The sequence below is a fragment of the Moraxella oblonga NBRC 102422 genome (genome assembly GCF_001598275.1).
GTDB lineage: Bacteria > Pseudomonadota > Gammaproteobacteria > Pseudomonadales > Moraxellaceae > Moraxella > Moraxella oblonga.
Genome location: NZ_BCYQ01000010.1, coordinates 1 through 17,756, shown reverse-complemented (window position 1 = coordinate 17,756; position 17,756 = coordinate 1). Strand labels below are relative to the sequence as shown.

Annotated in this window: 18 protein-coding genes and 1 tRNA gene; 16 read left to right on the top strand and 3 right to left on the bottom strand. The window is 43.1% G+C overall.

Going from position 1 to position 17,756, the window contains the following annotated elements:
- Nucleotide 1: 1 nt before the first annotated feature.
- From folK to MOB01S_RS03540, 5 genes are all read left to right on the top strand, one after another.
- Nucleotides 2–502, top strand: coding sequence for a 2-amino-4-hydroxy-6-hydroxymethyldihydropteridine diphosphokinase (gene folK / locus MOB01S_RS03560; protein WP_066801733.1), 501 nt, complete (start codon nucleotides 2–4; stop codon nucleotides 500–502).
- Entirely contained in the window at nucleotides 499–1,392 is an 894-nt protein-coding gene (gene rapZ, locus MOB01S_RS03555; RefSeq protein ID WP_066801731.1) for an RNase adapter RapZ, read from the top strand. The genes folK and rapZ overlap by 4 nt, the downstream gene beginning before the upstream one ends.
- A gap of 26 nt (nucleotides 1,393–1,418) precedes the next feature.
- Nucleotides 1,419–1,925, top strand: coding sequence for a ribosome biogenesis factor YjgA (gene yjgA, locus MOB01S_RS03550; RefSeq protein ID WP_066801729.1), 507 nt, complete (start codon nucleotides 1,419–1,421; stop codon nucleotides 1,923–1,925).
- A gap of 142 nt (nucleotides 1,926–2,067) precedes the next feature.
- Nucleotides 2,068–4,203 carry a TonB-dependent siderophore receptor gene (locus MOB01S_RS03545; RefSeq protein ID WP_066801728.1) on the top strand — a complete coding sequence of 712 codons (2,136 nt, stop codon included), beginning with the start codon at nucleotides 2,068–2,070 and terminating at the stop codon, nucleotides 4,201–4,203.
- Nucleotides 4,204–4,271: 68 nt separating this feature from the next.
- Nucleotides 4,272–6,032 carry an ABC transporter ATP-binding protein/permease gene (locus tag MOB01S_RS03540; RefSeq protein ID WP_066801726.1) on the top strand — a complete coding sequence of 587 codons (1,761 nt, stop codon included), beginning with the start codon at nucleotides 4,272–4,274 and terminating at the stop codon, nucleotides 6,030–6,032.
- Between the two features lie 62 nt (nucleotides 6,033–6,094).
- On the opposite strand, the gene MOB01S_RS03535 is transcribed toward MOB01S_RS03540, so the two are convergent.
- Nucleotides 6,095–6,712, bottom strand: a complete 618-nt coding sequence (locus MOB01S_RS03535; RefSeq protein WP_066801724.1) for a thiol:disulfide interchange protein DsbA/DsbL — start codon at nucleotides 6,710–6,712, stop codon at nucleotides 6,095–6,097.
- 186 nt (nucleotides 6,713–6,898) lie between these two features.
- On the opposite strand from MOB01S_RS03535, the gene ubiG reads away from it, so the two are divergent.
- From ubiG to MOB01S_RS03500, 7 genes are all read left to right on the top strand, one after another.
- A complete protein-coding gene (gene ubiG, locus MOB01S_RS03530; RefSeq protein WP_066801722.1) occupies nucleotides 6,899–7,645 on the top strand; it encodes a bifunctional 2-polyprenyl-6-hydroxyphenol methylase/3-demethylubiquinol 3-O-methyltransferase UbiG in 747 nt (248 codons plus the stop codon).
- Nucleotides 7,642–8,346 (top strand): HAD family hydrolase, encoded by a 705-nt coding sequence (locus MOB01S_RS03525; protein WP_066801720.1) that lies wholly within the window; start codon nucleotides 7,642–7,644, stop codon nucleotides 8,344–8,346. The genes ubiG and MOB01S_RS03525 overlap by 4 nt, the downstream gene beginning before the upstream one ends.
- A complete protein-coding gene (locus MOB01S_RS03520) occupies nucleotides 8,331–8,765 on the top strand; it encodes a hypothetical protein (protein ID WP_157073880.1) in 435 nt (144 codons plus the stop codon). The genes MOB01S_RS03525 and MOB01S_RS03520 overlap by 16 nt, the downstream gene beginning before the upstream one ends.
- A 20-nt stretch (nucleotides 8,766–8,785) precedes the next feature.
- Nucleotides 8,786–9,547 carry a YciK family oxidoreductase gene (locus MOB01S_RS03515; protein ID WP_066801717.1) on the top strand — a complete coding sequence of 254 codons (762 nt, stop codon included), beginning with the start codon at nucleotides 8,786–8,788 and terminating at the stop codon, nucleotides 9,545–9,547.
- A gap of 17 nt (nucleotides 9,548–9,564) precedes the next feature.
- Nucleotides 9,565–10,125, top strand: coding sequence for a tetratricopeptide repeat protein (locus MOB01S_RS03510; protein ID WP_066801715.1), 561 nt, complete (start codon nucleotides 9,565–9,567; stop codon nucleotides 10,123–10,125).
- 220 nt (nucleotides 10,126–10,345) lie between these two features.
- Nucleotides 10,346–10,888, top strand: a complete 543-nt coding sequence (locus tag MOB01S_RS03505; protein ID WP_066801713.1) for an FkbM family methyltransferase — start codon at nucleotides 10,346–10,348, stop codon at nucleotides 10,886–10,888.
- Between the two features lie 16 nt (nucleotides 10,889–10,904).
- Nucleotides 10,905–11,153: an RNA polymerase alpha/RpoL/Rpb11 family protein gene (locus MOB01S_RS03500; RefSeq protein ID WP_066801710.1), complete on the top strand. Its 249-nt coding sequence runs from the start codon at nucleotides 10,905–10,907 to the stop codon at nucleotides 11,151–11,153.
- A 45-nt stretch (nucleotides 11,154–11,198) separates the two neighbouring features.
- On the opposite strand, the gene hemA is transcribed toward MOB01S_RS03500, so the two are convergent.
- Nucleotides 11,199–12,527, bottom strand: coding sequence for a glutamyl-tRNA reductase (hemA, locus tag MOB01S_RS03495; protein ID WP_066801701.1), 1,329 nt, complete (start codon nucleotides 12,525–12,527; stop codon nucleotides 11,199–11,201).
- 252 nt (nucleotides 12,528–12,779) lie between these two features.
- Here hemA and MOB01S_RS03490 point away from each other — a divergent pair, with 252 nt between their 5' ends.
- The 4 genes from MOB01S_RS03490 to MOB01S_RS03475 all read left to right on the top strand — a co-directional run bounded on the left by MOB01S_RS03490 (nucleotide 12,780) and on the right by MOB01S_RS03475 (nucleotide 16,703).
- Nucleotides 12,780–14,834 carry a tetratricopeptide repeat protein gene (locus MOB01S_RS03490; protein WP_066801700.1) on the top strand — a complete coding sequence of 685 codons (2,055 nt, stop codon included), beginning with the start codon at nucleotides 12,780–12,782 and terminating at the stop codon, nucleotides 14,832–14,834.
- A 318-nt stretch (nucleotides 14,835–15,152) separates the two neighbouring features.
- Nucleotides 15,153–15,710 carry an outer membrane lipoprotein LolB gene (locus MOB01S_RS03485; protein ID WP_066801698.1) on the top strand — a complete coding sequence of 186 codons (558 nt, stop codon included), beginning with the start codon at nucleotides 15,153–15,155 and terminating at the stop codon, nucleotides 15,708–15,710.
- Nucleotides 15,707–16,573 carry a 4-(cytidine 5'-diphospho)-2-C-methyl-D-erythritol kinase gene (ispE, locus tag MOB01S_RS03480; RefSeq protein ID WP_066801696.1) on the top strand — a complete coding sequence of 289 codons (867 nt, stop codon included), beginning with the start codon at nucleotides 15,707–15,709 and terminating at the stop codon, nucleotides 16,571–16,573. The genes MOB01S_RS03485 and ispE overlap by 4 nt, the downstream gene beginning before the upstream one ends.
- A gap of 54 nt (nucleotides 16,574–16,627) precedes the next feature.
- Nucleotides 16,628–16,703 (top strand) — tRNA-Gln (locus MOB01S_RS03475).
- Between the two features lie 112 nt (nucleotides 16,704–16,815).
- Here MOB01S_RS03475 and MOB01S_RS03470 read toward each other — a convergent pair.
- On the bottom strand, nucleotides 16,816–17,756 hold a 941-nt coding region (locus tag MOB01S_RS03470), incomplete at its 5' end, for an autotransporter outer membrane beta-barrel domain-containing protein (protein ID WP_157073878.1).

The window sequence follows — 17,756 nt, the reverse complement described above, 5'->3', positions numbered from 1 at the left end:
CATGGACTGGACGACTTGTTATATCGGACTTGGAGGCAATATCGCCAACGAGCACGGCACACCCAAAGAGCATTTAAAAAATGCCATAAATGCCTTTAAAAACAGTGAGTATTTTAAAAATGTCGCCACATCATCACTATACTCATCAAAAGCTTATGGCGTAACTGACCAACCTGATTTTATCAATGCAGTGTTAAAAGCAGACACAAATCTAGCGCCGCTTGATTTATTGGACTTTTGTCAAAACCTAGAAAATCGTGCAGGGCGAGTGCGACTTCGGCATTGGGGTGAACGTTGTCTTGATGTAGATATTTTACTCTATGGCAACCACACCATCCAAAACGACCGCTTGACTGTGCCACATCAAGAGATTTTGTTGCGTAATTTTGTATTAGTGCCACTTTTAGAACTTGATGACACACTCATTATCCATGGTCAAAAAATCAACGAATTAACATTGTCACATGACATGAAAGGACTAACAATCACGGAATCCTTATGACAAACACTACATTTGCACCTGATAACCCCCTCCAAATCATCATCGTCTCAGGGCGGTCAGGCTCTGGTAAAACATCAGTGCTTAATATCTTAGAAGATTTTAGTTATTATGTCATTGATAATTTGCCCCTATCACTCATCAATCAAGCAGTTGATGACCTGATTGCCAACAACGTCAAACAAGTTGCCTTAGGCATTGATGTGCGAAACCCCAATGCTGATTTGTCTGCATTTGAAGGCGTGTATGAGACCTTGATTGACCGCTACCAAAACGCTGTCAAAATCCTATATGTTACCGCCCAAGAAGGCGTACTGGTTGCACGATTTGGAGCGACACGGCGGGTTCACCCCCTACTACCCACCGCAGGTAATCTGCCCAATGCCTTAGCTCGTGAGATTGAGTTACTCAAACCCATTGCTATTCATGCTGACATCAAGATAGACACCAGCACCCTAAATATCCACGAACTCAAAGAACAAATTCGCCAACATCTAGGATTAGACAGTATCGTTACGGTCAATATCCTATCGTTTGGCTTTAAGCATGGTACACCCATTGATGCTGATTTTACCTTTGATGTACGTATTTTGCCAAACCCTCACTGGCAAGAAACTCTACGAGCCAAAACAGGGCGTGATGATGAGGTAAAAGCCTTTTTTGCTGACTACCCAGAAGTGGACGACATGGCAAGCGACATTGGTGATTTTTTAGGCAAATGGTTACCACAATTTTTGCATAACAACCGCTATCTGGTTACTGTTGCCATTGGTTGTACAGGAGGCAAGCACCGCTCGGTCTATGTCGCCGAAAAAGTCGGTGAATTGCTCAAATCTCGCCTGCCTACCAATATGCCAATTGTCGTCAAGCACCGTGAAAAACGGTACTGGTAATTTATTTATTAATTTTTGAGTATTTTATGAACATTGACTGGTCAAAACAAGACATGCGAGTCTCTCGCACCGAAATCAAAAAATCGCACGAACGCCTACAAGCCTTGTGTGAACCCCTATCCAAACTTTCTAAAAAACAACTGGACCAATTACCAGCAAGCGAATACTTTTTGGACGAGCTACGCCATCTCACCCAAATCAGTAGCCACGCCGCCAAAAACCGCCAAATTAAACGAGTGGGTAAACTCATCATTGAAGAAGACCGCCACGAACTCACGCAGGCGTTGTTTGAGATTATTTTTACGCCCGAGCAACGCACCAAAATCCAAACGTGGTTCAACCGCCTGCAACTGACTGACGACAGCACAATCAAACAATTTGTCAAACAATACAGCAAAGCTGAATACAACAGCATCTACCAGCTTCTACTGTGGATAGCCTACGCCAAGCATTTGGGTGATGACGAGTTACTCACAGAAAGCCAAACAGATTTTGAAAGCTATGTCAAAGAAGTGGCGATTTTGTCGTTGTGAATATGGTAAAAGGTGTATCATAGGGTGAAATCATATTCACCCACTCAACAAGTTAAATGATAAAAATTCTCTTTTGAAATAGTATTGCATTAACACCCCATGTTATAATTGGGCGTTTTATCATTACTTTTGAGCATGACCCATGTTAAAATTTACCCCCTCTTTCTTAGCATTTGCCATTTTTGCCAATTTTGCCCATGCCAACACCACCCCCCAAGTTCAGCTAGATGCGATGACCATTGGCATTTCTAGAGATGCAGGTAAATATGTCGCCATTAAACCTAACTCTCTAAAAGACAACACACCCTTGTATTACACCGCCCAATCGGTGAGCGTATTTACCCCACCCCAAGTTGAACAAAAACAAGCCAACACTGTTGCCGAGCTTTTGGAAAACGTGGCAGGCGTATCGTCAGGTGTGCAGGGCAGACGTGGTTGGGACGACTTTATCATTCGTGGGCAAGTATCGTCCAATCAGATGTACGTGGACGGCATGCGTGTACAAATGTCATCAAATAACCTACGTGCATGGGACGTGGCAGGAGCGGACAGCATTGAAGTCATCAAAGGCACGACCACCACAGGCTATGGCATGGCACTGCCAAGTGGTATCGTCAATATCACCTCCAAACGCCCTGATGATGAGACTTTTGCCAAAGGTAAAATCTCGCTTGGTACATTTAACACCAAAGAGTTCTCTTATGATCTCAACTATGCCCCCAATGCAAGTAAAAAGGGAGCATTTCGCCTCAATGGACGTTTTGCTGACCGTGATGATGCTACCGACCATGTATATTTTAAGGACAATTACATCGCACCAAGCTATACATTTGACTTGGGCGACAAAACCAATTTGACACTGTTAGGCAGTTACCAATGGCGTGAGTATATTCGCCAGCAAGGTTTGCCACACAACAACACCATAAATCAACTGACAGGCGAAAAAACAATCCGTAATGCCCACCAAAAATATCCGCCTAGCACCTTTTTTGGCTTGCCACAAAATGTGGATAAACAAAACACCTTGCGTTTAGGTTATGATTTGTCGCATGTCATCAATGACAACTATACTTTTAAATCCATTTTTGCTTATACCAAAACCGACACAGACGGCAACCCTACATTGGCAAATAACTATGCCAACTTTTATAGGGACGGTCTCATCACTCGCCAAGTCAATACCCAAGACAAAAACGACACCATGCTGACCATGGATAATCGCATTGAGGCATATTTTAGCACAGGAAACATCAACCACGATGTGACAGTTGGTCTTGATTTGTTGCGTGAAAAAAGTAGTTATGTGATTACTCGTGCCAACGCCAACGAAAGATTTGATGCAGACGAGCCAAAATATGATTTTTCAGGTACAGGCAGAGTAACGACCACTCGTGATTGGCTCACACATACCCAATATGCAGGTCTGTACGCAAAAGACACCATGCGTTTTAATGATTTTATCTTTGGGGCGACCCTTCGTCATGACTGGGCAACCACCAAGCAAACAGACAATCTTGTCAGTAAAACTGCCAAAGCCACCGATTCTGCCATAACTGGTAACGTATCTGCCATGTATGATTATCAAGGCAAATTTGCTCCTTATGTCAGTTTTGGTACGTCATTTTTACAAAATACTGATGTTGGGGCGGACGGCAACGTACTTGACCCAGAAAAAGGTCAAAATGCCGAAATTGGCATAAAATTTCAAGGTTTTGACCGCCGTTTACAAGGCTATGCATCTGTTTATGACATCACTCGCAAAAATGTCGCCGAGACCGTCTATGATGCCAATGGCAACTCTTTAAACTATTCGGCACTCGTAGGCAAACAACGCACCAAAGGCTTTGAATTTGAAACCGCCTATGTGATGAACAACCAGTGGAACATCTCAGGTTCATACAGCTACATTCCAACCGCAAAAATCCTCCAATCCACAACCACAACTGACATCGGACAGCGTATCAGCCAAATCCCCAAACATTCTGCATCTGTTTCCACCCAATACCATTTTAGCCCTGACCGTCTAGGCTGGTATGTTGGTGGTGGCATTCGTTATCAAGGCGACCGCACCGCATGGCGTGGCAACAGTTTTATTGACCTGCCTGCCTACACCGTGCTTGATGCCAAGGCAGGTTATGAGAGTAAAAACTGGGGGGTTGGCTTGGCGGTAAAAAATCTTACTGACAAAGATTATTTGGTTGGTACATCACCAAACAGTCAGCTTGTCTCTTATGGTGAGCCACGCAACGTACGTGCGACTTTAACTTTTAAATACTAAACCAACCAAAGACCCTTTTTCGTGATGAAAAAGGGTTCGATTTGTAAAATATTAACACTGGGGCGAACGTGGATTGGCAAGCAGAACTCATCACGGCGATTTTTTGGCTATTTAAAGCATTTTTTTGGGTAACGGTGTCGTTGTCCGCCTTTGCCTACGGGCTAAAATTCACCGCCTTTGGGCAAAAATTTTGGCACATCACTCGTCCTTGCCTTAACACCAAAAACACCACCAATGCCCTCATCATGATTGGGCTACTCATCTTTTTTGTTCTGCTTGAAGTAAAAATTAGCGTCCTAAATACCCAATTTTACAACAAATTATACAGCTCATTGCAAGACATGAATGCACAGGCATTTTGGTTTTTTGCTTTATTGAACGCCAGTTTAATGATGTTTAAGGTGTTTCAGGAGGTTGTGGATAGGTTTATTGGCGAAACCTTTGAAATCAAATGGCTAGAACGGCTCAACACTGTACTTTTAGACCGCTATTTGGCAGACAAAAACTACTACCGACTACGCCATACACATACACCTGACAACATAGATCAGCGTATTGAACAAGATGCCAAAGAATTCATCGCCACCACCGTTGAGATGATGCGTGGCGTACTCAATGCGGTGATGAGTATTATTGAGTTTACTATCATTTTGTGGGGTCTGTCTGGGGTTTTATCGTTGTTTGGGCTATCCATACCAAAGGGTGTGGTATTTTTTATTTATACATTCATCATCGTAGCAACCGCACTGTCGGTGTGGATTGGTAAGCCTTTGATTAAACTTAACTTTGACAAAGAACGCTTGCATGGTGATTATCGTTATTCACTCATCAGAGTGGCTGACCATGCTGAGAGCATTGCTTTTTATGGCGGCGAAAAACAAGAAAAACATCATTTATTAGTGCGATTTAACGCCATTATCAGCAATCGCTGGGCGATTGTTCGCCGAATGCTAGGGCTAGACGGCTTTAATACAGGTGTTACACAATTTGCCATGTTGTTGCCACTCATGCTCCAAGCCCCTAGATTTTTTGCAGGCGAGATTAAATTGGGTGATATGCACCAAACCGTACAATCTTTCAACCGTCTTATGCGAGCATTGTCGTTTTTTAGATTGTTTTATGAAACTTTTACACTATATCAAGCACGACTCAACCGTTTGCATGGGTTTTTAAATCGCATGGAGACACTGGGTGAGACTGCCCCAAAAACCACGCAAACCATACAAACAGATGCTTGGGTTGAACTGCTAAACTTTGGCATTATGGGGGCTGATAACAAACCACTCATCACGCCAGTATGTTTAAAAGTCAAAAAGGGTGAGCGACTACTCATACAAGGTGCATCAGGCACAGGCAAAACCACGTTATTAAAAGCCATAGCAGGTATTTGCCCTTTTGCTACCACAGGTGAATTACATACACCGCAAGGCACTCATTTATTCATTCCTCAAAGAGTTTATGTGCCACAAGGCACGCTAAGACAAGCAATGTGTTACCCAAACTTAATAGCAAATGATAGGCAGTTGGTACACGCCATGTCCGTCTGCAAACTAGATAAATGGACATCACATTTGGACGAAATGGCAGATTGGCAACATCGTCTATCACTGGGTGAATTACAACGTATCGCCTTTGTGCGAGTCATGCTTGCACGCCCTGACGTTCTGTATCTGGACGAAGCTACCAGTGCCCTAGATGAAGAAACCGAGCATTATTTTTATCAACTCATACACCAAACCCTACCACACGCCATCATCATCAGTGTTGGTCATCGTGGCACACTACATCAATTTCATGACAAACAATTAATACTCGCTAAAAGCCATTAACAACATCAACATAAAAAACGCACCAAAAAAGTGCGTTTTATTTGTGGCTTCATACACCAAAATTATTTTTTCTCTTCACGCACTTTATTAACCAAAAAATCAACCACTTGGGTAACTTTGGCATCTTCGCCTGTAACGACATATTTGCCATGCACCACCACCGCAGGTACGCCAGTCAGTTGATAGCGGATTGCCCCTTGTTTGGAACGCTCAATCTTGGCATTGACACCAAAAGAGTTGTAAAAACTGGTATATTTGGCTTTATCCACCCCTTGCGAAGCATACCAGTCCGCCAACGCTTCTGGCGAGCGATCAACCTTTAAGCCATCTTTGTGAATGGCATCAAATAGGGCTTGGTGAGTTTTTTCTTCAAAGCCCATAAGCTGTGCTGCATAAAAACCACGAGCTGTGATTTCCCAAACTGGATTCATGGCAGCAGGCGTGCGAAAAAATGCCACGTCTTTGGCACGGGTTTTTGCCCACGCCTGCATATGTGGCTCTAAGGCATAGCAGTGCGGACAACCATACCAAAAAAACTCACGCACCACAATGACATCACCTGCGATTTTTTCTGGATTGGGTAGCACTTGGTAATCTTGACCTTCTACAAAATTGGCGTGAGCAACACTAGACAAACCAACTGCAAAAGCCAAAGCGGTGAGTGTAGGAATGATTTTCATGGCATTTTCCTTAAAATAAAGGGATAAATTAAAAACAAAATAAGTTGGCATAGTTTAACTTATTTTTGACAAAAATAGGTAATAGAATTATTAATGAACCGTTGTATTATGTAAAAATTTTTAAAAACAGGCAAAATTCATCAAAAAATGGTAAGATAGTCATGTTTTGATAAAAATGGATAGCTCATGACCACACAAAATGTAGATTTTGATGAAATTGGTAAATTCACCCGTCTTGCGGACGAATGGTGGGACAAAAACGGTGCTTTTAAATCCTTGCACGACATTAACCCCTTGCGATTGAACTGGATAGAAGACCAAACGCATGCCTTTTTTGGCTCAAAATTAAACGGCAAAAAAGTGCTTGATGTCGGCTGTGGCGGTGGCATTTTATCACACGCCATGGCAGTGCGTGGGGCAGAAGTTTTGGGGGTAGATTTGGGTGCAGAAAACCTACAAGCAGGTCAAATCCATGCTCAAAGAACAGGGGTGGACAATGTAGATTTTCACTGTATCGCCATTGAAGAGCTCGCCAAAGAGCAAGCAGGCACCTACGATGTCGTTACTTGCATGGAAATGCTAGAACACGTCCCAAATCCCCAATCCATCATTACCGCCTGTTTTGAACTGCTCAAACCAAACGGCATTTGTGTGATGAGCACCATCAACCGCAATCCAAAATCCTACCTATTTGCCATCGTGGGAGCAGAATATGTGTTACGCCTTTTGGATAGAGGCACGCATGACTTTAACAAATTCATCACACCTGCCGAGCTAGACGGTATGGCGGTGAGGGCAGGATTTGGGCGTTTTGATATGACAGGTTTGCATTATAACCCCATCACCAAACGTTTTTGGTTATCTAATGCCAATGTAGATGTCAATTACATGATGTCCTTTAAAAAAGGCAATCAAAAGGACAAACAGTCATGAACAACATCAAAACACCACACGACATTCAGGCCATTCTATTTGACCTAGATGGCACACTCATTGACACCGCCCCTGATTTTATTCGCATCATCAAAATCATGTGCCAAAAACACAGCCACCCCTGCCCCACTGACGAAGCCATTCGTCAGCAGGTATCAGCAGGTGCTAGGGCAATGGTACGCCTCATGTTTGGTGATGAATTGGCACAGGCTGCCAATACAGATGAGCGACTGCTTGCTTATCGCCAAGAGTTTTTGGATTTATACGAAAAAGACATCTGCGTAGACTCTCGGCTATTTGATGGACTAGATGAGCTTTTACAAACCCTAGAAAATAAAGGCATCGCATGGGGCATTGTTACCAACAAGCCTAGATATTTGGCACAAAATTTATTAGATAAATTAAATCTCACCAAACGCTGTGCGGTACTGGTCTGCCCTGATGATGTGGTAAATACCAAACCTGACCCAGAGCCGATGTTTTTGGCGTGTCGTCAGCTTGACATTGACCCCAAAAACGCCATTTATATCGGCGACCACATCAGAGACATTCAAGCAGGGCAATCAGCAGGCATGATGACTGTCGTGGCAGGTTTTGGCTACATCGTGCCTGACGAAAATCCCCAAGATTGGGGGGCGGACGTGCTGGTGGAGACACCACACAAGCTTAGCCAATGGATTTTGTCATGTTTAAAAAGTTAATAGGTGGCGTATCGCTTGGCTTATTTGCCTTGCCGACTTTTGCCTTTATGCCCACCGATGATTTTCAGGTTGTACGCACCCAGTTCATCAATAATACAAATAGCGTACAATCCTTGGCAGACGTGGCAGGAGCGGTGCAAGTAGGCAAGGATTATCGACCCACCACCGACACAAATTCACCTTTGTACAAATTTAAGACACTTACTTATTTTTTAAAAAATGGCAAAAAGATGTCGGGTCATGTGGCAAACATCAGCATCATCAACTGTACCGACCAGACATTTTTACAAGGCATAACTTGGCACTATGTAGATGACAATGCCCCACCTATCATCATACCACCCAAAAACGACTTTGAGCCGATGAATGATATGCACGCTTTTTATGGTGTCGCCAAAGAGCTTTGTCATTTTAAATAATAAAACATACGGAACATACCATGCAAAACCACGACCACATTCGCAACTACACACCAAAAGCTGACTGCCTAAAAGACAAAATCATCTTGGTAACAGGGGCATCAGACGGCATTGGCAAAGTGGCAACTTATACCTATGCCAAACTTGGGGCAACCGTACTCATGCTTAGCAAAACCCAAGAGAAACTTGAAGTCATCTATGATGACATTGAGAGCATGGGGCTTGCCAAGCCTGCGATTATCCCCCTAGATTTGGAGCGTGCCACCTTTGCTCAGATGAATGAGCTTGCCAATCTGATTCAAGGCGAAGTAGGCAGACTGGACGGTATTTTACACAATGCAGGGATTTTGGGGGCATTGACTCCCCTTGAAATGTATGACCCCATTACTTTTGAGCAGGTCATGCGTATCAATAGCACGTCCGCTTTTATGCTTACCCAAGCCCTATTTCCCCTACTGATGTCATCGCCTAGCGGTTCGGTGGTGTTTACCAGCAGTAGTGTAGCAAAAGTTCGTCCTTTTTGGGGAGCGTACGCCCTATCCAAACAAATGGTAGAGGGTATGTGTGAAATTTTTACCCAAGAAACCAAAAACCACACCACACTCCGCTTCAACTGCATTAATCCAGGGGCGACCCGCACCAACATGAGAGCCCATGCCTTCCCTGGTGAAAATCCCATGACCCTAAAAACCCCCGAAGAAATCATGTCGCCCTACGTCTATCTAATGACTGATGAGGCGGTGGGTGTCAAAGGGCAAGTGGTGGAATGCCAACCTAAATAATCACGGAATATGTGGCGATGATAAAAATACTGCTGAATATTGTTGGGGTTTTTGTGTGTGCCACCCTATTCTTTTTAGTGGTGGTGTGTTATAACTATGTGTTTGATAAAGAACAAGATTTTCTTGTATCGTATGTGATTACTTTTGCCATCACAACGGTCATTTTTGTATGGTCGTCTTATGAAAGGCATTTGCTCAACAAAGCCCAATCCGCCCTAAATCGCCACGATTATCAGACCGCCTTTGCCATTACCGAAAAACTTGCCAAAAAAGACCACCACGAAGCCCAGTTTAATCTAAGCCTGATGTATCGAGACGGCATTGGCACGGCTAAGGACGACAGCCAATTTTGGTATTGGCTAGAAAAATCCGCCGTGGTCGATGCGGATGCTCAACTGCTATACGCCAATGCCTATCTACAAAATCACCCTTATGGCAAAGAAACACTCGAAGTGGTTCGGCGTTATTTGCACAAATTTATCCAACACAAAAAACACCCACGCCAACCCGAAGGGCTAGAACAATTAGCAAGGATAGAACAATTATTGGACATCGAACGAAAAAACCATCGCCCATAACCTTTAAAATCCCTTGCCAAAAACCCAAATTCCCCCTATAATTTTAGCCATTTATAGTATATTCAATTCAAAATCCAACAAAGGTTTTTTGCTCAAAGTAAGCTTGGGAAACCCAACAAAAAACCTAATGTGGTGCATTTTGGGTTTAATTGACTATAAATAACTATGCCACCCTCACACAATCACACGCCATACCAGTGTCAATCAATTAGGAAAACCCATGTTACCACGCATTAATCTCATCAAAGGTCGTGATGCGGACTTTTTATTATCCGTCAATGACACCATTATTTCGCAACACATTTATCAGCATGGCGTATGGGAAGACCACATCTTAAACGTTTCAAAGCTATTTTTGGCAGACATCAAACACCCATGGGTGATAGACATTGGGGCAAACTTAGGGGCATTTACCATACCAATAGCCAAACACATCGCACCCTATGGCGGTGTAGTTAGCTCCTTTGAGCCACAGCGTGTTGTTTATTATCAGTTGTGTGGCAACATCTTTTTAAACCGTTTGGATAACTGCTATGCCTATCAATATGCTTTGGGTGAACAAGACAAACTTATTGATATTGTTGAAGTGGATTTTAATCAAGCTAGTAATGTTGGTGCTTATTCCTTAAAAGCTGAATACACCGCATTAGAAAACATACATTTGACCAAAAACAAACACCCAGTCCAACAAATTCGTCTAGACAACCTGCCACCCCCCCCCCCACCATACAAACAACGCCACACTCTCACTCATCAAGATTGATGCTGAGGGCTTAGAGTTGGATATTTTAAAAAATGGGCAAGATTTTTTGAAAAAACATCAATACCCACCCATTTTGTTTGAGGCGTGGGCAACAGAGGATTATAGAGAGCAAAGGGAGATGTTAATGACGTTTTTAAGCAGTCTAGGTTATGAGATTTTACAACTAGATAGAATGGATTATGTTGCCCAACACCCTCTAAATGACCGTTATTTTATCCGTGAACAGACGGACAACGCCATCACTTATCGCATGATAAAAAGATAAAAATGAGAAAAGAACCAACCAAGCATTATCTAAGATTATGAAGGCTTATGTTGGCTTGTGGTGATGCCGATAGGCTTTTAACCCTTCTACCACCACATCCAACACCTGCGTGTCAGCACTTGTGGCAACGGTGCGAATTAGGCGAGAGGGTGGGTGGATTAATGTTTGTGTGAGTGCATGGGCAAATTCATCAAGTACAGTTTGGGCATCTTCTCCTTGTGCCAGACGCTCTTTGGCAACAGCAAGCAGACGCTCTTTGTGAGTGGTTGCCTCACTTCTATAATCACTGATAAATCGTCTGGCATTCACCAACTGCATTTGGTTCTCAATGCGTGTGGTAAACTGACTAACCATAAGCTCAGCTTCTACCGCAGCTTGTTTTCGCTCCTCAATATTACCTGCAATGACATGCTGTAAATCATCAACCGAATACAGATACACATCATCAAGCCTTGCCACCTCTGGCTCAATGTCTCTGGGTACTGCCAAATCCACCATCAGCAATGGACGATAACGGCGAACCTTTTGGGCGTGTTTGACCATCGCCACATCAATGAGCGTATTCATGCTACCACTACAACTACTCACCACGTCCGCCTGTGTCAATACCTGTGCCAGACTATCTAGTCCCACACATTCTACTGACACCGTTCGCCCTGCATTTTTTGCCATTTCCACAAGTTCGTCTTGGAGGGTTTTGGCTCGCTCAACAGTACGGTTGGCAATGATAATGCGTGTCATACCAAGACTTGCGACATTATGTGCCACCAACCGATTCATCTCGCCTGATGCTACGATGAGTAGGGTTATCTGACTGGGGTCATCAAAAATTTGCGTAACCAATTTGGCAGTCGCAAACCCAAGCGTAACCGCCTGTTCGCCAAGTCTGCTATCACGGCGAACACTACGAGCAGAGGCAAAAATCTGCTGGGTAAGCCAATGAAAGCTCCCTCCCATCGCTTGCACGTCTTTTGAAAATGCTACTGCTTGACGGATTTGCCCCAAAATCTGTGGCTCACCCAAAATCATTGAATCAAGCCCAGAGGCAACCCTTAGCCAGTGATTGACCGCCTTTGTGTCTTCGTACACATATAAAAATGGTAAAATTTCAGGCAATGCCAACCTTTTAAAATCAGCAAGCCACGTCCGTACGTTTTGGCTTTGGGAGCTAATGTTGTCATCGGTCTCATCAATATCATCAAAACCGATATAAATCTCACTGCGGTTACAGGTAGAAACAATGACCGACCCGCAAAACTGGGGAAGTTGTTTGAGTGAGTCATAAGCGTCCGCCATATCCACGCCAAAAGACAGCTTCTCACGTAAAGAAACTGGGGCGGTTTTGTGATTGACTCCAATGACGGCTAATTTCATGACAAATTATAAAAAAAATCAATCTGATATTATAACAATTTTTTGAAAAATTAGGCAAATAAACACAATCTTTTTAAATTTTAATGTATTTTCCCTTGAAAAATTTTGTACCCACCCCATTTACGCAACATTGTATTTTTTTCCTCAAACCCACCGCCACTCCTTCGGTGGGTCTTTTTTTGCCTTTATTTTATCTCAAAAAACCTTTATAATATCACAAGTTAAACGCCATCGATGGATTTTGGGATTATTATGGCAAACACACCACAACGCAAATATTTTTCTCTTACGACACTCAAAAAGGCGTTGTCGTCCACGTTTAGCACGTTATTTAGTTTATCCAAACAACTTAGCCCTCTGTGGCAAAAACTTCCCACAAAATTCCCCAAGTCACAAACCGCCAAAAAATACCTTGTACCATTGTTGTGCTGTTCGTTGCTGATGCCAGCATTTGTCTCTGCCAAACAAGACAATCGCGAGGGCATGTTTGATTCACTCCTAAGAATCATTTTGCCATTTTACAAAAAAGAACCTGCCCCTACCACCGACACATCAGCAGATGACATGGACGAGATTCCTAGTGTGATTGATGATGGTAGTGATGATGACTATGTGATTGAAGAAATAGCAGACGATAAAAGCACCAAAAAAACCCTTGACCTGCCTAGCGTTTTACTTGATGACACGCTCATTGCCGATGATAGCACTGCCATGCTGGGTGAGCCTGATTTGCTTGCCCTACTGTCTGCTGAATTTTCTGCCGATCGAGGCAACATCAAAGAAGCACTCACCATCTACAAAGCCGAAAGTTTTAAAAAGAATGCCACCAACGTCTTTGAGCGTGCCTTATCTTTATCCATTGAATATGAGGAGCCAAATCAGTCTCTTGCTTTTGCAACCGCTTGGCAAAAACAAAACCAAGACCACATTCCTGCATGGTTTTATGTGGCACATTTGGCACTAAAAGCAGGCGATTACAACCAAGCCAGCCAAACGCTTGCCATGATTTTAAATTATGACGCTACCGCCGATTTGACGCAGATTTTGACAGGGATTATCCCTGACGACCCCGACAGCCAAAGAAAACTCTTTAATGCTTTGACAGCCGTTGGCGACAACAATCCTGCCATTTCAGTACTAAGAGCAGGTCTACTCATGCGACTTGGCGACTATGAGCCAGCACTGCTTCATGTGGATACCGCTTTAAGCAAAGACCCCACCAATTTATCTTATATCACCCTAAAAATAGACTTATTAAAACTAAGCAATAAAGACGATAAGTTATGGCAATTTGTTCGTGCCAAAAGAAAACAACTGCCCATGCACAAAGAACTGCATTTATACGAAATTCATCATTTGATTGAAAAAGGTGATTTAAAAAGTGCGTGGCAATTACTCCAAATCGCCAACAAATCCACCAAAGACCCAGAAATCATTTTATTAACCGCATTGACAGGGTTGGATATTGGTGAATATGCCAAAGCCGAACGGATATTGTTGCCACTACTCAACAACAGTGATTACCAAAGCCGAGCCAACTATTATCTTGGTGTCAGTCACGAAATGCGTGGCAACATCAATAAAGCCCGTGAATACTACGAAAAAGTCAAAGACTATGAACACGTTTTGGACGCACGCACCAAAGTTGTAGGCTTTTATTTGGTCAATGACGAAGTGGATAAGGCGATAGCCACACTCATTAGATTGCGTGACGAATACAAAATCTACGCAACAGACAGTTATCTTTTGCAAGCAGAAATTTTAATGCGTCAAAACGAAAAAGAATCTGCCTTGAACCTACTCACCAGTGCCAACCGTGAAAACCCAGATGATGACCGTTTGTTATTTGCCAGCTACAAACTGCTAGAAAACGAACTAAGCAACGATGACAAACGAGAAACGCTCAACAAACTCATCAGCATTGACCCCTACAATCACGAGTATCTACTTAGTGATGCCAAACTACGCCTACTACAAAACCCTGGCGACACAGACGCCCTAAAAGTTGCTACCACCATCAGCAAAATCAGCGAATCAGACCCCAACTATGACGAGCAGTTGCAGTTTGATGCGTTGATGTTGCTTGCTAATCACGCCCTAAACCAACAGGACTACAAAAGCGTCATTGCATACATCAAAACCCCCTACCAAAACACCCACGACCTCAATGCTGGGATTTTGTTACTCAAAGCCTATCAAGGCTTGAACGAAAATGACAAAGTTACAGCCTTATTGGACGAACTCAAAAGCAACACACCCAGCACACCCAACCTCACATCAACACACCAAGAAAAGGTTGCCAATTGACAGTTTTTAAACACATAGGGCGTGGTAATCCATCTCACGTCCCAAATGTCAATCTGGGCATTAAAAACACCCAAACCCTCTTCTTTATTTCATCAACTCTCTTTTAAAAGTCAATTGCAATTACCCCCCTGCACGTAGTATCATACTTAATTCACATCAAAATCATACAAAAAAACCGTTCGCCCCAAGCTAAGCCTTCGGGTGAAGCGGTTTTTCGTTACGGTTGGCTCACCACAAACAAAAAACATTTGTTTGTTTTTGAATACAATTCACCATATTTAAAACTTTATTAATACATGATTGCAATTTGGATTTATCATGAAAAAACATACACTCATCATGGCAAGCATACTCACATTGACCGCTTGCCAAACCATACCAAAATCTACCACCCCGCCTGTGGTACATACCGAAAAAATCGCCTTCAACATCACAGGCAAAATTGGCATTACCACCCACACCCCAGATGGCAAAACAGGGGGCAGCGCCTTTTATGGTTGGACGCAAGAGGGCGAGCGTTTCGCCATCAATTTGACAGGAGCGTTGGGCATTGGCTCAACCCAAATTCGCTATGATGGCATCAAAGCTACTTTGGCAACAGATAAAGCCCAGATAGAAGCGGACAATCCCAATGATTTGCTGTTTAAAGCAACAGGTTGGCACGCCCCCATTGACAAACTTCCCTACTGGGTCATGGGCAAACCTGCACAAGGCGACACAGATAGTGTGTTTGATAATAACAAACTCACCCAAAGCAAAAATGGCGACTGGCTTGCAAGTTTTGATTATAAAAGCACATTGCCTAGCCGTATCACGATGACCCATACAGATGGACATAAAGCCATCATCACCATCAATCACCAAGCAACACCATGAAACGATTTTCCCCCGCCAAACTAAACCTATTTTTACACATCACAGGCAGACGCCCAAATGGTTATCACAACTTACAAAGTGTATTTTGCCGAGTGGATTTTGGGGATTTTTTAACTTTTGACAAGATGGCAAAATCACCCAATACCCCCCTACTCACACTGACAGGGGCGGACAATCTTACTGACAATGTGGCAGACAATCTCATCTACAAAGCCGTACATACTCTGGCACGGACATTTCCTGACCACGCTCACCCTTTACACATTCATCTAGATAAACATTTACCCACAGGAGCAGGGCTGGGCGGTGGCTCGTCCAACTGTGCCACAACCCTAATCAGCCTCAATGAGCTTTGGGACATCGGACTATCTACCGATGAGCTTATCAATATTGGGGCAACGCTCGGAGCGGACGTGCCATTTTTTATCTTTGCACACACTCATCAAACGGAGGCGATTGTTGAGGGTATTGGCGAACAACTGTTTGGGATAGATTTGCCAAATTGTGAATTTTTACTACTCATGCCAGATGCCCACATCAACACTGCCCAATTTTTTGCCAAAGATGAATTGAAACGAGATGGTATCTTATACGCCCATGACGAATTAGCACAGGTGGATTTTTATCAGCTTGATGACAGATTTGGTAATGTATTTGAGCCATTAGCCACCCAATTTTCTCCCAACATTCACACCGCCTTGACTTATTTAAAGGGATTAGAAGACATCACTTGCACCACTGCACGCATGACAGGTACGGGTTCGGTGGTCTTTTTGCCAACACCAAATATTAATGATGAAACCAAACATATGTGGATAAAAAATGCCCCCTGCCCTGCAATTTTTGTAAAATTATTCAAATAATTTAAAAAAACGCTTGCATTCACCCAAAATTTTGGTATAATATGCGTCCTATATAGGGGCGTCGCCAAGTTGGTAAGGCATCAGGTTTTGATCCTGACATTCGTTGGTTCGAGTCCAGCCGCCTCTGCCATGTTCTAAAAACCAGTCGTAAGACTGGTTTTTTTATTTACAAAAATCATATTCCTTCTTTCATTAATCAAAAAACCCCCAATTTGGGGGTTTTGATTATCAATACAAATGGCTTACCATTTATAGTTGAATTTAAGACCAACAGAACTGCGTTTGTCCACTTCGCTACCATCAGCAATGGTGGCACTTACCGCAGTTTCCCACGATTTTTGCCCAATGCTAAGTTTGGCTTCATGATAGCCATAACTACCAAATTCTTGGGTAAATTTGTGTTTGCCATTCATGGTAACTTGACCTTGCTTGTCTTTGCTATCCACATAATAGCTGGCAATAGATGGTTTAATAGTCAAGCCGTTAGATAGTGGCATGGTTTTTTCTAACGCCACGCCCACCTTATAACTCACCAAATCCACATCACTGATATAAGCACTTGCACCATTCATGTGATAATGAGTGCTAGACAAGTGGTGATAACGCACACCCACAGAAGGCTGGATGTCCACGACTGGGGTTTCAATATTCATGCCCGCACTTAGACCCACACTCTTCACATTTTGGTGTGTGGTTGCCTGTTCGCCTGCTGATGTGATGACGTTTTTACCCTTACCATAGCTGGCATCAGTAATGGTAAAGAAACGTTTACCCATCTGCGTACGAGCATACACAGATACCATGTGTGTATCACCTTCTGCTTTGATTCTATCGGCAAATTGTTGGTTTGATTGAGTATGCGACAACGCACCACCGACCGCCACATTAGTATCATCAAGCACCGCATCAAAACCAACCTGTTTTAATGACTCATCTTTTTTGTATTGACGATGGTTGTCAGAATGATGAACCGTTTCGTGAGAGCGGTCAGCATTTACCCAAAAATGCTTACCAAACTTCAAATCTGTCGGACGTATACCAAGCAGATGACTGTCTAGACCACGATTGATTTGCATCACGCTATGCATCTGAGATGACAAGGTGGACAATGCTGTGTTGGTATAGCGACTGATATAATCGGCTTGTTTTGGCGGTGTCGTATTCGTACCAATATTCGTACCAA

Coding starts and splice junctions, on each gene's coding strand:
- MOB01S_RS03545 (WP_066801728.1), top strand. CDS start 2,068: ATGTTAAAATTTACCCCCTCTTTCTTAGCATTTGCCATTTTTGCCAAT.
- MOB01S_RS03505 (WP_066801713.1), top strand. CDS start 10,346: ATGTTACCACGCATTAATCTCATCAAAGGTCGTGATGCGGACTTTTTA.
- MOB01S_RS03535 (WP_066801724.1), bottom strand. CDS start 6,712: ATGAAAATCATTCCTACACTCACCGCTTTGGCTTTTGCAGTTGGTTTG.
- ispE (WP_066801696.1), top strand. CDS start 15,707: ATGAAACGATTTTCCCCCGCCAAACTAAACCTATTTTTACACATCACA.
- hemA (WP_066801701.1), bottom strand. CDS start 12,527: ATGAAATTAGCCGTCATTGGAGTCAATCACAAAACCGCCCCAGTTTCT.
- MOB01S_RS03490 (WP_066801700.1), top strand. CDS start 12,780: ATGGCAAACACACCACAACGCAAATATTTTTCTCTTACGACACTCAAA.
- MOB01S_RS03510 (WP_066801715.1), top strand. CDS start 9,565: ATGATAAAAATACTGCTGAATATTGTTGGGGTTTTTGTGTGTGCCACC.
- MOB01S_RS03515 (WP_066801717.1), top strand. CDS start 8,786: ATGCAAAACCACGACCACATTCGCAACTACACACCAAAAGCTGACTGC.
- MOB01S_RS03520 (WP_157073880.1), top strand. CDS start 8,331: ATGTTTAAAAAGTTAATAGGTGGCGTATCGCTTGGCTTATTTGCCTTG.
- yjgA (WP_066801729.1), top strand. CDS start 1,419: ATGAACATTGACTGGTCAAAACAAGACATGCGAGTCTCTCGCACCGAA.
- rapZ (WP_066801731.1), top strand. CDS start 499: ATGACAAACACTACATTTGCACCTGATAACCCCCTCCAAATCATCATC.
- ubiG (WP_066801722.1), top strand. CDS start 6,899: ATGACCACACAAAATGTAGATTTTGATGAAATTGGTAAATTCACCCGT.
- MOB01S_RS03525 (WP_066801720.1), top strand. CDS start 7,642: ATGAACAACATCAAAACACCACACGACATTCAGGCCATTCTATTTGAC.
- folK (WP_066801733.1), top strand. CDS start 2: ATGGACTGGACGACTTGTTATATCGGACTTGGAGGCAATATCGCCAAC.
- MOB01S_RS03485 (WP_066801698.1), top strand. CDS start 15,153: ATGAAAAAACATACACTCATCATGGCAAGCATACTCACATTGACCGCT.